The organism is Evansella sp. AB-rgal1 (genome assembly GCF_041820985.1).
In the GTDB taxonomy this organism is placed as follows: domain Bacteria; phylum Bacillota; class Bacilli; order Bacillales; family Salisediminibacteriaceae; genus Evansella.
In genome coordinates, this window is sequence record NZ_JBGUAU010000003.1 from 1 (window position 1) to 14979 (window position 14979).

The 14979-nt window shown below is 34.3% G+C and carries 13 protein-coding genes; 5 read left to right on the forward strand and 8 right to left on the reverse strand.

The genetic code is table 11. The annotated features are described in order from the left end of the window. Positions 1 to 169 precede the first annotated feature (169 nt). From ACERII_RS02835 to dnaA, 8 genes are all read right to left on the reverse strand, one after another. A complete protein-coding gene (locus ACERII_RS02835) occupies positions 170 to 1252 on the reverse strand; it encodes an HD-GYP domain-containing protein (protein ID WP_373639930.1) in 1083 nt (360 codons plus the stop codon). 411 nt (positions 1253 to 1663) lie between these two features. Then, the gene (gene gyrA / locus ACERII_RS02840; protein ID WP_373639931.1) at positions 1664 to 4219 is read right to left on the reverse strand and encodes a DNA gyrase subunit A; all 2556 of its coding nucleotides are present in this window, start codon (positions 4217 to 4219) and stop codon (positions 1664 to 1666) included. Positions 4220 to 4374: 155 nt separating this feature from the next. Further along, positions 4375 to 6288: a DNA topoisomerase (ATP-hydrolyzing) subunit B gene (gene gyrB, locus ACERII_RS02845; RefSeq protein ID WP_373639932.1), complete on the reverse strand. Its 1914-nt coding sequence runs from the start codon at positions 6286 to 6288 to the stop codon at positions 4375 to 4377. 82 nt (positions 6289 to 6370) lie between these two features. Beyond that, entirely contained in the window at positions 6371 to 6628 is a 258-nt protein-coding gene (gene remB / locus ACERII_RS02850; protein ID WP_373639933.1) for an extracellular matrix regulator RemB, read from the reverse strand. Between the two features lie 5 nt (positions 6629 to 6633). Beyond that, positions 6634 to 7755, reverse strand: a complete 1122-nt coding sequence (gene recF / locus ACERII_RS02855; RefSeq protein ID WP_373639934.1) for a DNA replication/repair protein RecF — start codon at positions 7753 to 7755, stop codon at positions 6634 to 6636. A gap of 9 nt (positions 7756 to 7764) precedes the next feature. Further along, a complete protein-coding gene (gene yaaA / locus ACERII_RS02860; protein WP_373639935.1) occupies positions 7765 to 7992 on the reverse strand; it encodes a S4 domain-containing protein YaaA in 228 nt (75 codons plus the stop codon). Between the two features lie 213 nt (positions 7993 to 8205). After that, positions 8206 to 9348 (reverse strand): DNA polymerase III subunit beta, encoded by a 1143-nt coding sequence (dnaN, locus tag ACERII_RS02865; protein WP_373639936.1) that lies wholly within the window; start codon positions 9346 to 9348, stop codon positions 8206 to 8208. 224 nt (positions 9349 to 9572) lie between these two features. Beyond that, positions 9573 to 10931 (reverse strand): chromosomal replication initiator protein DnaA, encoded by a 1359-nt coding sequence (gene dnaA, locus ACERII_RS02870; protein ID WP_373639937.1) that lies wholly within the window; start codon positions 10929 to 10931, stop codon positions 9573 to 9575. Positions 10932 to 11967: 1036 nt separating this feature from the next. Between dnaA and rpmH the strand changes: the two genes are divergently transcribed. The 5 genes from rpmH (at position 11968) to jag (ending at position 14599) form a co-directional block, all read left to right on the forward strand. Continuing rightward, positions 11968 to 12105, forward strand: a complete 138-nt coding sequence (gene rpmH, locus ACERII_RS02875) for a 50S ribosomal protein L34 (RefSeq protein ID WP_373639938.1) — start codon at positions 11968 to 11970, stop codon at positions 12103 to 12105. Between the two features lie 395 nt (positions 12106 to 12500). After that, positions 12501 to 12860, forward strand: coding sequence for a ribonuclease P protein component (gene rnpA, locus ACERII_RS02880; protein WP_373640196.1), 360 nt, complete (start codon positions 12501 to 12503; stop codon positions 12858 to 12860). Between the two features lie 13 nt (positions 12861 to 12873). Further along, positions 12874 to 13107 carry a membrane protein insertion efficiency factor YidD gene (gene yidD / locus ACERII_RS02885; protein ID WP_373639939.1) on the forward strand — a complete coding sequence of 78 codons (234 nt, stop codon included), beginning with the start codon at positions 12874 to 12876 and terminating at the stop codon, positions 13105 to 13107. A gap of 77 nt (positions 13108 to 13184) precedes the next feature. After that, the gene (gene spoIIIJ / locus ACERII_RS02890) at positions 13185 to 13985 is read left to right on the forward strand and encodes a YidC family membrane integrase SpoIIIJ (protein WP_373639940.1); all 801 of its coding nucleotides are present in this window, start codon (positions 13185 to 13187) and stop codon (positions 13983 to 13985) included. After that, complete coding sequence (gene jag / locus ACERII_RS02895) at positions 13982 to 14599, forward strand: RNA-binding cell elongation regulator Jag/EloR (RefSeq protein WP_373639941.1); 618 nt, start codon at positions 13982 to 13984, stop codon at positions 14597 to 14599. Before spoIIIJ ends, jag begins: the two co-directional genes overlap by 4 nt. Positions 14600 to 14979: the final 380 nt, after the last annotated feature.

Consider the following 14979-nt stretch of genomic DNA (forward strand, 5'->3'; position numbering starts at 1 on the left):
AATTTCCAATGTCTCGTTAGCGACTTATATATCATATCAAACAGTATTATTAAAGTCAACATCTTTTTTAAAGTTATTAAAATTAAATAAATTAAATTAAATTTTCGAGACAACTTTTATATAATACCACAAGAGTGATACACTGTGCAATGTTTTTTAAAAATTTCTATTAATCCACAACCTCTTCTATAAAAATGTTAGGTTCATTTACTGTATTAAGCATTGATCCATCAGAGCTTTTTATAATTGGTCTTGTAGGATTATTATTATCAATAAAAACAATTTCCCCGGTTTCACCACTATTTAAACGTACTTTCCTTCCAATTGATAAGCCTGAAATTAAATGAAAGAAATGATCGAAAATTTCGTGGTCAATTTTAACAAAGACATCTTTCTTTAATGCTTCCAATACTTTGTAAGGGGATTGCTTGGTTCTATAATTTCTTTCTGAAGTCATTGCATGATAAATATCACAAACAGCAATTATCTTTGCAAATAAGTGTATTTTATTGCTTTCTAATTTTAGAGGATATCCACTTCCATCAACCCTTTCGTGATGTTGTAATACACCCATTAAGGTTCCTTTTGAAAAACCAGGTACTTCTTCCAACATCTTATAACCTAATATCGTATGATCTTTTACCTCATTATATTCTTCAACAGTTAAGGGAGATTTCTTGTCAAACACACTTAACGTGATTTTTGACATCCCACAATCAGATAATAAACCGGAAAGTCCTAGTTGAATAATTTCACCATTTGTTAAATTTAGTTTTCTCCCCATGCTACTACACAAGATACTCACAGCAACCGCGTGATAGTAGATATAGTCATTTTTAGTACCGTAATGGTGTAACTGGATAAGGTGTTCTCTATTTGGATTGAAATCGTATAGAGGCAAAAAAATCTTTCTGATAGCATAAGCTTCAATTTTCGTACCACCTTGCCAGTTTTTGAACATTCTTTTGTATTGTTGAACTGCACTCAAATAGAGATCTATAAACTCAACAGTTTTATCATTATTATTATCAATTCTTTCCTCTTCATCATTTAACACTTCTTCCGGTTTAAATGAAGTACCATTAACTAGATTTGATTCGACAAACACATGAGAAACAAGAAAAATTTTTAACATACTAATATGTAAATCTGTTAATACAGTTTTCTTTTTTATTAATGGAGAATTAGTTCTTATGTAAACATCATCTAATAGAATACACCCTGGCATTAAATACTTAACGTTAACTTTCATTATATTCTCTCCTTAAAATGAACAGAGTGACGATTTTTTTTAGTATCAATAAAAATTGCTTACTCTTTAATTTTTTTCTGAAAAACGTTAGGATATTTTTTGAAATACTAACTACTATATATATTTTTTTTGCATTATTTACTACAATCCTCTTGCCTCATATCAAAAGAAAAAATTCTGACATCTACTTTTTCCTAAAGGTATTTTCTATAATAAGGGATTAGGAAATTATCCTGGAAAATTGATGCTCATACTCACATCGCAACTTTAGTTATATAGATTATATTGTAGCCGAAAATAAACAGGGATTAATTGAGACTTTTGTATATATATTTTCTATCTTCTAATTGATATTAGAAGATAGAATTTGAAGAAAAAACTGCCCCAATTTAGGCAGTTTTTTTATTACTCTTATTCTTCTATATCATCTTCGGACTCTACATCCACTTCACTTTGAAGATCAATATCTTCAGCAGAAATCTCTTCACTAGCTACTTCCTCTTGTAAAGGAGTATTTTCATCTTCTATTACATCTTCATCATCTGGATCAATATTAACACGCGCTACGGTAGATACTTTTTCTTCTTCGCCAACTCGAATTAGTCTTACCCCTTGTGTATTACGTCCCGTTATAGAGATTCCCTCTACATGCATTCGAATAATTACACCTGCGTTTGTTATTATCATCAAATCATGATCATTACCAACAACTTTTAATGATACAAGATCTCCGTTTTTCTCGGTAATATTACATGTTTTTATACCTTTACCACCACGAGTTTGGAGACGATAATCACCTTCTGGAGTACGTTTACCAAAACCTTTTTCCGTTACGATTAATACATCTAGTCCTTCTACGATAGCATCCATTCCTACAACTTGGTCATCTTCTTGTAATGTTACACCTTTTACACCAGTTGCAGTACGTCCCATTAGTCGGACATCATTTTCGTTAAATCGGATAGACATACCTTTTTTCGTACCAGCAATAATTTCTTTTGTTCCATCAGTTAAACGTACTGCTAATAACTCATCCTCTTCTCTTAGATTAATAGCAAATAACCCGCCACGTCGGATTTTCGAAAAGGCCTGTAACTGCGTTCGTTTCGCAACACCTTGTTTTGTCATAAAGAACAAATAGCGATCTTCATCAAATTCATCAACAGGAATTACGGTACTAATATATTCATCTTTTTCAATTTGAAGAAGATTAATAATTGGTATTCCTTTTGCTGTACGGTTAAAGTTTGGAATTTCATATCCCTTTAAGCGATACACCTTCCCTTTGTTTGAGAAGAAAAGGAGGTGATCGTGGGAATTTGTGATGAATAAATGCTGCACAAAATCATCATCATGTGTTCCCATTCCTTGTACTCCTCGTCCTCCACGTTTTTGATTACGGTATGTGGATAAAGGAATACGTTTAATATAACCATTGTGAGAAATAGTGATAACAACATTTTGTCTTGGAATAAGATCCTCGTCCTCCATGCTATCTTCACCAACGGTAATAACTGTTCGGCGATCATCACTATAACGGTCACGGATATCAACTAATTCTTCACGGATTATTTGAAGTACTTTTTCATCATCCGCAAGAATTGCTTTTAATTCCGCAATTCTTTCCACTAATTCCTGATACTCTGCCTCAATTTTGTCACGTTCTAAACCTGTTAAACGTTGAAGACGCATATCTAAAATTGCTTGCGCCTGATCATGACTTAATTGAAATTTTTCGATTAACCCTTGACGAGCAATATCTGTTGTTTGAGATCCACGGATTAAGGCAATGATCTCATCAATATGGTCAAGAGCAATACGTAACCCCTCTAAAATATGTGCTCTTGCCTCTGCTTTTTTTAACTCAAAAGCAGTTCTTCGACGAATTACTTCCCTTTGATGCTCAACATAGTGATAAAGTACTTCTTTTAAAGAAAGGACCTTTGGTTGTCCATTCACTAAGGCTAGCATATTTATACCAAAGCTTGATTGAAGTGCCGTTTGTTTATATAAGTTATTTAATAAAACATTCGCATTTATATCACGACGAAGTTCAATAACAATACGCATTCCATTACGGTCAGACTCATCTCGAAGATCCGTAATGCCTTCTATTTTTTTATCACGAACAAGCTCTGCGATTTTTTCGATTAATCGTGCTTTGTTTACTTGGTAAGGAATTTCATTAACGATAATACGTGGTTTTCCATTATGGTCTTCAATTTCTGCTTTCGCTCTAATAGTAATAGAGCCTTTCCCAGTTTCATAAGCTCTGCGTATACCTGAAATACCAACAATTTCCGCTCCAGTAGGGAAATCAGGTCCAGGAATATATTCCATTAACTCAGCGTTTGTAAGATCAGGATTTTCCGTAAGAGCTAACACTCCATCAATAACTTCGCCTAAATGATGAGGAGGTATGTTTGTAGCCATACCTACAGCAATACCTGACGTACCATTTACTAGTAAATTTGGAAAACGTGCAGGTAATACTATTGGTTCCGTTTCAGAACCATCATAGTTTTCTTGATAGTCGATTGTGTCTTTATTGATATCTCTTACAAGTTCCATTGAGATCTTTGACATTCTTGCTTCTGTATAACGCATTGCAGCTGCAGCATCACCGTCAACGGAACCAAAATTTCCATGTCCATCAACTAGCATATAGCGATAGCTAAAGTCTTGTGCCATACGTACCATCGTTTCATAAACAGCAGAATCACCATGTGGATGGTACTTACCGATTACTTCCCCAACAATACGAGCAGACTTTTTATAAGCCTTATCAGAAGTCATACCTAATTCATTCATCGCATAAAGAATTCGACGATGAACTGGTTTTAATCCATCTCTAACATCTGGTAAAGCACGACTAACGATAACACTCATGGCATAATCCATGAAGGATGTTTTCATTTCTTGACTAATATTAATTTCTTTTACTCTCGGTTGATCTTGTTCCGACATTCCTTGTACCTCCGTTCACCTATTTCCAAGCTGCCAAAAGGATTATCCAAAGACACACAATCCCGTTATTAAACGTACATCAACCATGCAGTTATCATACTGCATGGTCTTGATGTGATTTGAAAAAATGTTGAAAAGCTACTAGTGTTTTGTAGTTATATATCTAAATTTTTCACGTATTGAGCATTGGCTTGAATGAAATCTCTGCGAGGTTCCACTTTATCTCCCATTAATGTTTCAAACGTCTCATCAGCAACCATTGCATCCTCAAGTGTTACTTGAAGAGTAGTTCTTGTTCCCGGATCCATCGTGGTTTCCCATAGCTGTGTTGGGTTCATCTCACCTAAACCTTTGTAACGTTGAATACCAGGTTTTGGGTTAGGTGATAGTTCTTTTAAAATTCGATCCATTTCTTTTTCATTATAAGCATAATGCACAGCCTTACCTTGCTGTATTTTATAAAGTGGTGGTTGAGCAATATAAATGTAACCTTCTTCGAGTAAAGGTCTCATATAGCGATAAAAGAATGTAAGTAGTAATGTTCGAATATGAGCTCCATCTACATCCGCATCGGTCATAATAATTGTCTTATGATATCTAGCTTTGGAGATATCAAAGTCTCCGCCTATTCCTGTTCCAAGAGCAGTAATTATAGCTCGTACCTCGTTATTTGATAATATTTTATCTAATCTTGATTTTTCTACATTAATAATTTTCCCTCTTAAAGGCAAAATAGCTTGGAAATGTCGATCACGGCCTTGTTTAGCTGATCCACCTGCTGAATCACCCTCAACGATGTAAAGTTCACTAATAGATGCATCTTTTGAAGAGCAATCTGCCAGTTTTCCTGGTAATGAGCTTATCTCTAATGCAGATTTTCTCCGAGTAAGTTCACGTGCTTTTTTGGCAGCGTCTCGAGCTCTTGAGGCCATAATTCCCTTCTCCACAATTTTTCGAGCAACGTTAGGATTTTCAGCCATAAATTTGGCCATATGCTCTGAAAATAAAGAGTCAGTAATCGTACGAGCTTCACTATTACCTAGTTTTGTTTTCGTTTGACCTTCAAACTGTGGATCCGGAATTTTTACTGAAATAATTGCTGTTAGACCTTCGCGTACATCATCACCAATTAAATTTGGATCAGATTCTCTGAAAAGGCTATTTTTTCTTGCATAATCATTAATTACTCGAGTTAATGCCGTTTTAAATCCCGATTCATGTGTACCGCCTTCATGTGTATTAATGTTATTAGCAAAGGAGTAGATATTACTAGCAAATCCATCATTATATTGCATTGCAATTTCTACGGAGATTCCATCTTTTTCACTTTCAATAAATACAGGTGGTTCATGAATTGGTTCTTTCGTGCGGTTTAAATGCTCAACGAAAGAGGAAATACCACCTTCGTAAAAATATTCTTTACTTTTTCCACCCTCACGCTTATCTGCTATAAAGATACTTAATCCTCTATTTAAAAACGCAAGTTCACGTAATCGATTTGCCAAAATATCAAAATCGAATTCTGTCGTTTCTGTAAAGATCTCATTATCTGGTTTAAAATGAATGATAGTGCCTCGTTTATCTGTTGTACCAACCACTTCAAGATCTCCAGCAGGAACACCTCGTTCAAACTTTTGATAATGAATTTTCCCATCTAAATGAACATTTACTTCTAATGATGTGGAAAGGGCATTTACAACAGAGGCACCTACACCATGTAATCCCCCAGACACTTTGTATCCACCACCACCAAATTTACCACCCGCATGGAGAACTGTCATTATGACTTCTACTGCAGGTCTACCCATTTTTTCATGAATACCAACGGGAATTCCTCGACCATTATCTTCTACAGTGATACTGTTATCTTCTTCTACTGTTACATGAATCGTGTCACAGTAACCACCCATAGCTTCATCAATACTATTATCTACGATTTCCCATACTAAGTGATGCAGTCCACGAGAACTTGTTGAACCTATATACATTCCTGGTCGTTTGCGAACAGCCTCTAAACCTTCTAAAACTTGAATCTGACTTTCATCATATGATTGTTGTTCAATACTCACTTTGTTCACCTACACTTTTCCTTGCATTGCTGCAACAAGTAATATCTTTATGTCTATACCAGAAAACTGGTCAATTTTTTGGTTATTCTTCTTCTAAAACAGCTACTGTTTCAGCCCGTCTTTTGAGGGTGTGAGAGGATATTGGAGACAAATAAACCTCGTTTTCAGTAATAACAATGGATTTGGGGTTGTCTGTTGATATAGAAACTGTTTTACTATTTTTTTCACATAATTCTATAAAACGTTCGTTATCTTGTGACGTTTCTTTGCTATGATAATCTAAAATAGCTACAACTTTGTGAGAACGTAAAACAACATCTCCGCCTAAATGAATAAACATGCCATTCACCTACCCCTATTAATTTTTCCATAATCGACATGATACATCTGAGCTTCCCGAAGAGTCTTATGATCGATTCCTTCCACACTTGTTGTTGTTACAAATGTTTGAACCTTTCCCTGAATCGTATTAAGTAGATGAGATTGCCGATGGTCATCTAATTCAGATAGTACATCATCTAATAGGAGAATAGGATATTCTCCTATTTTCTCGTATATTAATTCAATTTCCGCTAACTTTATAGATAATGCTGTTGTGCGTTGTTGTCCTTGAGATCCAAAAGTATGGATATCTCTTCCATTCACAAGAAATTGCAAATCATCTCGATGCGGTCCAATTAAAGTGGATCCTCGACGTAACTCATTTTCTCTTAGTCGATGAAAATCTGCTTCCAGTTTTATTTTCAGTGTCGACAAATCCATTTCATATGATACATCCAAAGAGGGGATATAGTTCACCTCTAACGTCTCTTTACCTCTACTAATTTCTTTATGAATTGGTTGAGCCCATTGTTGGAGTTTCTCTATAAAAGCAAAGCGCTTATGAATAACGTGACTTGCTGACTCCGTTAATTGCTCCGTCATTACCTCTAGCATTGTTATATCTAGTTTTTGCTTCTTTTGTGAAACATCTTTTAACCATTGATTTCTCTGTTTTAATACTTTGTGATATTGGGATAGATGATAAAGATATATGGAGTGAATCTGACCCATTTCCATATCCAAAAAACGTCTGCGTACTTGTGGACTTCCTTTTACAAGGTTTAGATCTTCCGGTGCAAACATAATGATATTACACGTGCCAATATAATCACTTAATCTTTTTTTCTCTATATGATTTACCTTAACTTTTTTACCTTTATTAGAAAACACCACTTCCATATGAAATGGTCCATTCCTATTTTCAAATTGACCTTCAACTTTGGCGAACGATTGATCCCAACGAATTAAATCTTTATCCTTTGATGTTCGGTGAGATTTGGCCATGGCTAAAACATAAATGGCTTCCATAAGATTGGTCTTTCCTTGGGCATTTTCTCCAATAATAACGTTAATCTTATTCTCAAACTGGAGATTTAAATGGTCATAATTCCGGTAATTTTTAATGGTGATTTGATCAATATACAAGGAAATACCTCAAGATATTTCACCTTTTTCAATAACAATGATACCAAAGTCTTCTAAATAAACCATATCACCAGGATATAATTTTTTTCCTCTTCGATTTTCATCTTCGTTATTAACACGAACCGGATTATCTTGTAAAAACCATTTTGCTGCTCCACCGGTGCTTATAACACCAACCTCTTTTAACAATTGTCCTAAAGTAATGTAATCGTCATGAATCGTTACTTTATGCTCCAAAGGGGGTCACACTCACTTTCTATTCATTTGCATAAATTACCATTTAATGATAAATATCAAAATGACTCAACTTATATTGTACTAAATCTTTTACAATTACGCCAATTTATTATGAAAAACGTCCAATGTTCCATCTATTAGTACAATCAAAGCTAAAAGCTACCGAATATAGGATTCCAATCCGGTAGCTTTATTTTACCCTCTTAAGAGAAATTAATATGTTCTTACTGGTGAGAATAAATGAAGCATATAATCATGCTCCATTGGCTTCATAACGAATGGACTCATAGCTCCAGTAAAATCAATTTTTATTTCAGTTGAGTCGATAACTTTTAGAGCATCAATGATGTTTTTCCCATTAAACGAAATTCTCAATTCCTCACCAGTAAACTCAATACTTTGAACATCCTCCGTAACTTTTCCCACTTCTGGTGTAACGGAAGTAATTTCTAGATTGCTATTATCTAATGTTTTTAAGTTTACTACATTATTCTTTCCATCTCTCGAAAGAAGTAGGGCACGTTCAATTGCTTGCATAAACATTTTCGTGTTTAACTGAACACTTGTTTTTGACTGAGTTGGTATCATGTTTTTTGTGGCAGGATAGTTTCCGTCTAACAAGCGTGAAAAGAATAACAAGTTTTTTGCTTTAAATAAGATTTGGTTTTCCGTAACAATAATATCGATCCATTCTTCATTCTCATCTAAAATCTTACTTAACTCATTTAAGCTTTTCCCTGGTATAACTACGTTAGTAAATGAAAGTTCCGTTGTACTTGTTTCAACCTTAGCGTATCTCATTGCAAGACGATGACTATCTGTTGCTGTACATGTTAGTTTGCCATCTTCAATGGACCAATTCACTCCGGTTAATATTGGTCTCGTTTCAGCAGTAGAAACAGCAAAGACAGTTTGACGAATGATGTTTTTTAACAAGTCTGTTCGTAATTTAAAAACGTTGTCTTCTTCAATCTCCGGTAATCGAGGATATTCTTCAGGATCTAAACCATTAAGGTTAAAAACAGAAGATCCTGATTTTAGTGTTGTTAAAAATTGCTCAGAAACACTAATCTCAATAGTCTCAGCTGGTAGTTTTTTTACAATCTCAGCAAAAAAACGCGCTGGAAGTACAATGCTACCTGTTTCAACTATTTCAACTAACTGAAGTTCATCATCTTCCTTTGGAATAAAAGATTCAATGGATATATCAGAATCACTTCCTGTTAAAGTAACTCCTTCGTCTGTTACATCTATCTTAATTCCAGTTAATACAGGAATTGTCGTACGAGGGGAGATAGCCTTTGATACACTTTGTACACTTTGCACAAAGTGGTCGCGTTGGATAATAAATTTCATTTTAATCTGTCCTCACTTTCAATATAAATTATTATTTCGATATAGTTAAATTTTATCGAAATGAACAGTCATATTTATATATTTATTTAATAAAAGTATAGAAGTACTAGTAATAAGGGGTGTGGAAATGTGGATAACCGTTCGTCACCCCTTTGATACCAATGCCTAGAACCTGTGGATAGAATGTGGATAACCATGTTCCGATTATACACACTTTGCACAATTTAAGATTTCAACTGATCTTTAATTTCTTGTATTTGTCTTTGAAGTTCTGTTTCTGTTGTAAATAATCTCGATATTTTCTCGTGGGCATGAATAACGGTAGTATGATCTCTGCCACCAAATTCATTTCCTATTTTGGGTAAGGAGTTATCCGTTAATTCCCGTGACAAGTACATTGCAATCTGTCGAGGATATGCAACACTTTTTGTTCGTTTCTTTGCCTTTAATTCGTCTACCCGAATATGAAATACTTCCGCGACTGTTTTTTGAATATCTTGTATCGTAATCGTCTTAGGCTTCGAATTAGGTATGATATCCTTCAATGCTACAGCAGCGAGATCAGCATTCATATCTTGGTTAATAAGGGAGGAATAGGCCACTACCCTAATTAAGGCTCCTTCAAGTTCACGAATGTTTGTATCAATTTGATTTGCAATATATAGCATGACTTCATTAGGAATGTCTAAGTTCTCAGCCTTTGCTTTTTTTCGTAGAATTGCAATTCTTGTTTCTAAATCTGGTGGAGTAATATCAGTAATTAATCCCCATTCAAATCGAGAACGTAATCTATCTTCCAGTGTAGGTATTTCTTTTGGAGGACGATCACTTGAAATTACGATTTGTTTTCTTTCCTCATGCAGTGCATTAAATGTATGGAAAAATTCTTCTTGAGTTTGTTCTTTTCCAGCTAAAAATTGAATATCATCTATAAGAAGCACATCCACGTTACGATATTTGTTTCGAAAATGAACGGCTTTATTATCACGAATAGAATTTATAAATTCATTAGTAAATTTCTCAGAAGATAAATAGACAACCTTAGCTCCAGGATTATGATCCATGACGTAATGCCCAATTGCATGCATTAAGTGAGTTTTACCAAGACCAACTCCACCATAAATAAACAGTGGGTTATATGCTTTCGCTGGGGCCTCTGCTACTGCTAATGACGCCGCATGAGCAAAACGATTTCCACTTCCAATAACGAATGTATCAAACGTATATTTTGTATTCAGCATATGTTTGGGTGTATCTTCATTTGTTTCTACAGCTGCTTTTACAGGTGGTTTTATTTTTTCGAGTAACTCTAAATCATCATTTTTATCTTCTTTTGGTAGGATAAAACGAGCTTCTAGTTCTGCTCCAGTTAGCTCATGTAATGTATCAGTGATAATTCGAAAATAGCGATTTTCTAACCAATCACGAGCAAACTCATTAGGAGCAATAACCGTAATGGTATTCGTTCCTTGATCAATGGAATCAGCCTTCGTAAATTTAAACCATGTATCAAAACTTGGTTTACTCACTTTTTCTTCAATCATTTTGAGTGCTTGATCCCATAAGTCATTTAAATTCTCCAACCATTTTCCCTCCTTTACAATGATCTGTTACATAACAAAGACAAGAATTTGAAAAAACCTTCTTTAAAAAGAACGGATTTACAAAACCTTGTATATTATCGAATAAAAATACACGCGAATATTGTGGAAAAAGATATAATAAAGAAGAAATATGATTATACACGTAATTCACAATACTGTGGACAATGTTATTCATAGCGGTGAACAACTATCCACATAATTGTACACAACTGTGGATAGTTTATATTCTACCACATGTTTTCCACTAAAAAAAACAAGATTATGATATCAATTAAAGTCATTGTTGGCAATTATTGATAGAAGTTATCCACATAATTCAACTGGTTGTGTTTAAAATGTATCCACAACACAAGATACTGTGTAAAAGTAGAGAAATTAAATGTGGAAAAATAGAAAAAATTGTAGAAAGTTGTCCACAAAAAGTCGAACTAATAATATTCATTAAAATTTAAAGGGAGTTATCAAGGACGGAGAATTTTAGTTGTACATCTTTAATGGAATGAGATAATAGATTTTTTGCAATGCTGGATTAAAGATAGTGTTTGTTTAAGGGATGAATATCCAGGTGTGTGCTAACTTAGGCAAGTCAAAGAAATATGCTGTTGTTGAGCTGGCCTATTACTAGTTTCATTTGGATTTACGTAGTCGGACGTCTCCATGGAATGTTCTATACTAAGTACGGCATAAAGTATCAATAGATCCAAAATTCTTGTATCGCGTTTTTCCAGACAGCTATGGAGAGCTAACTTTTAATTTGTATTATTTTTGTCTGACGAGTGTAATTTTACTCACACAACACAAAACTCTTTACCAATTAACTAAATAGATTATTGTATTTCACAATGTCTGCCCGGAGGACCTAAATAGTTTTATAAAAAAGAATATGTAATATGCATGTTAAGAAGGGGTTTCTTGGTCTATAAAAAAAATATTCGTAAATCTTGACAATAGGACGTTACTCTCATATAATTTATAAGACTGTCGTTATTGTATATTCCCGCAGGAGGTGTTATAGATGGGTAAACCAACATTTAATCCAAATAACCGTAAGCGCAAAAAAGTTCACGGTTTCCGTGTACGTATGAGTACGAAAAACGGACGTAAAGTCCTTGCAAATCGTCGTCGTAAAGGAAGAAAAGTTCTATCTGCATAATAGGAGACCACTGATAATTCAGTGGTCTTTTTTTTCAAAAGATAAGAAAGTATAACATTTTTGGACTTGGAAAGTTGTCTAGCTCCAGGCGCTATGACCTCGTGTCAAATAACCAGGACGATGAAAAGTAAAAAGCACTTTTTATCGTCCAGAACATTTGCATTTCGGTCATGAAAGGGCGCCTTGCGCTTTTCTCAGGATAGGCAATATCCATACAGGATGGTACTCATATACATAGAGTATTTCATTAAATACTATTAAATAGTTCTAGTAAATGTTAAATAAGGAAATAATGATGTTGTTGTAGCCTAATACATATTTTTTCTTTATAATGGAATTTGGGTTCTATCAACTAGATATAGATTATTGATAGAAGCGTAAGAGGGTGTTATTTGGTGAAAAAAGAGAACCGTTTGAAAAAAAATGAAGATTTTCAGATTATTTTTCAACAAGGGACTTCTGTAGCTAACAGACAATTCGTAGTTTATTACTTAAGAAAAGCAGATCAAGAGTGTGCTCGAATAGGGTTATCAGTTAGTAAAAAGTTAGGCAATGCAGTTACTCGTAATCGTATAAAAAGATTAATGAGGGAAGCATTATCTATACTATTACCGGATATAAGTAAGAACTATGATGTAGTGATTATAGCTAGAAGGCCTACGATTGATATGGAATTACAACAATTTAGAAATTCAATTACTCATGTATTGAAGTTATCTGGTGTGTTAAAAAAAAGAGTGCAAAGATCGCTTTGAGGTGAAGAAGTAAGTGAAATGGTTGTTACTAGGAATTATTCGTTTTTACCAAAAGTTTATTTCTCGTTTTACTCCCGCAAGCTGCCGTTTTTATCCAACCTGTTCTCAATATGGATTCGAAGCAATTAACAGGTTTGGAATCTTCAAAGGTGGATGGCTTACATTTAAGCGGATAATGAAATGTCAACCTTTTCATCCTGGTGGGTTTGATCCAGTACCTGAGAAAAACAGTAAAACAAAAAAATAATTGTATGTTTTCCTGGTCATTCATAAAAGAATGACGTTTTAATATAAATGTTGATAGGAAGGTTAGGAGGACCGAGTGTGGCAAGAAAAATTAGTTTAATATTACTACTAGTAGGTTTAATGTTGGTTATGACCGGTTGTTTCAATATCGATCAACCGATTAATGAGGCGAGAGAAGGAATTTGGGATTCGTATTTTGTATATCCTCTTTCGTGGTTAATGATTACAATTGCTGATGCATTAGGAAATAGTTTTGGACTAGCAATTATTATCGTTACGATTCTGCTTCGTATTTTGATTTTACCTTTAATGATCAAACAAACAAAAAGTACGAAAGCAATGCAAGCAATACAACCTGAAATGCAAAAATTACGTGAAGAATACAGCGCAAAAGATCAACAGACTCAACAAAAATTACAACAAGAAACAATGGCTTTATTCCAAAAACACGGTGTTAATCCGTTAGCTGGTTGTTTACCAATTTTGGTTCAAATGCCTATCTTAATTGCTTTTTATCATGCAATTATAAGAACACCTCAAATTAACCCTGAGGTTGATCCTACTTTTGTTGCAGAGCCACAAATGTTTTTATGGTTTGAACTTGGACAAGCAGATCCTTATTTTATTTTACCTTTAGTCGCAGGGGCAACAACTTTTATTCAACAAAAAATGATGATGATAACAGACAACCCTCAGATGCGAATGATGATGTATCTAATGCCAATTATGATTATTGCTTTTGCAGCATTTTTCCCAGCAGCTCTTGCATTGTACTGGGTAATTGGTAACTTGTTTATGATCGTTCAAACGTATTTTATTACTGGACCTAATGTAGGTAAAGATAAAGAGCCTAAAACAGGGGGAGCGAAAAATAAGTGAGAAAAGTGACTGTATCAGGGAAAACGGTGGAAGAAGCTATTGAATTAGGATTGTCAAAACTTCAAACTACAAGAGAACAAGTAGAAGTGAAAGTAGTTGAAGAACCTCAAAAAGGTTTTTTTGGAATACTAGGTGGAAAACCAGCTGTTGTAGAAGTACAAGTAAAACCTGATCCAATTAAGGAAGCAATTGTATTTTTACGAGATACTATTGATAAAATGGGCGTTTCCGCTAGTGTTGATAAAGAAGAAAGATCTGAAGGTATATTCTTAAATATTACTGGTGTAGATATTGGCGTGCTAATTGGCAAAAGAGGACAGACGTTAGACTCGCTGCAGTATTTAGTAAATTTGGTTGCTAACCGTCAATCTGAAAACTATATTCGTATTTTTCTTGATGCAGAAGGGTATCGCGATAGACGAAAAGAAGCTTTAGAAACTTTAGCCGTTAGACTAAGTAATAAAGCACTTCGAACGAAACGTGAAGTGAGACTAGAGCCGATGAATGCCCATGAGCGTAAAATAATTCATACGACTTTGCAAAATGTTAAAGGGATTTCTACGTATTCTGATGGTGAAGAACCAAATCGCCGCATTGTAGTTGCCCCTAGATAAAAAAACAGTCATAAAAGAATGTAAAGGTGTGCACTAAAAGTCAATTTTGACTTTTAGTGCACACCTTTTTTTGTCTGCACAAAAATATGTATTCTCATAGGTAGTAATTTACCTAGTTTTACGGATTTTGTTTGTATACCATTCGCTTTAGCCCAATCCTTTCACCCCAGGGGTAAAAGTTATACTTATCCACAAAGTGTGAAAACCTGTTTCTTGTAAATATAGATTTGGAAATAAAATTCAACTATCCACATGTGGATAATTATTTCTAGGTGTAAAAAACTATCCATGTGGATGAAAAGTAGTAATATTGCCAATGATGGAAATGAAGATCTGTGTATAAGTTACTTTTTTCAAAGGGAGCTTTGTGGTATTCTATT